Origin of the sequence: Enterobacter sp. SECR19-1250, assembly GCF_013391025.1 — a bacterium.
In the GTDB taxonomy this organism is placed as follows: Bacteria; Pseudomonadota; Gammaproteobacteria; order Enterobacterales; family Enterobacteriaceae; genus Enterobacter; species Enterobacter cloacae.
In genome coordinates, this window is the sequence record NZ_JACASJ010000311.1 from 1 (window position 1) to 457 (window position 457).

Genomic DNA, 457 nt, shown 5'->3' on the forward strand with positions numbered 1-457 from the left:
GCCAAAGATATTCGCCAGTCAGTAGAATGTGCGCCCAGCCCAATGGGGATATGTGGGGAAGAAATTCAGGGGGAACATCCAACCCTTCGTTCCGCCGCTCCGTGACGGCATGACCAAGATGGACGGTATTCCAGTAAATGATCACCGCAGTCAATAAATTGAGCCCAGCGATTCGGTAGTGCTGCCCCTCTGTCGTGCGATCGCGAATTTCCCCCTGCCTCCCGATACGGAGCGCATTTTTGAGCGCATGGTGGGCCTCTCCCTTGTTAAGACCGATCTGAGCACGCCGCTGCATGTCCGTATCCAGGATCCACTCAATAATGAAAAGGGTCCGTTCAATACGACCAACTTCACGAAGCGCAACTGCAAGGTTGTTTTGTCGTGGGTAAGAAGCGAGCTTGCGCAGGAGTTGGCTGGGCCTGATTTTGCCAGCGGTCATCGTCGCGGCACAACGGAA

The 457-nt window shown here is 54.7% G+C and carries 1 protein-coding gene; it reads right to left on the bottom strand.

The genetic code is table 11. The features are described 5' to 3' along the window. Positions 1-457: Tn3 family transposase (locus HX884_RS26770; protein WP_178329060.1), on the bottom strand; the 457-nt coding region annotated here is incomplete at both ends.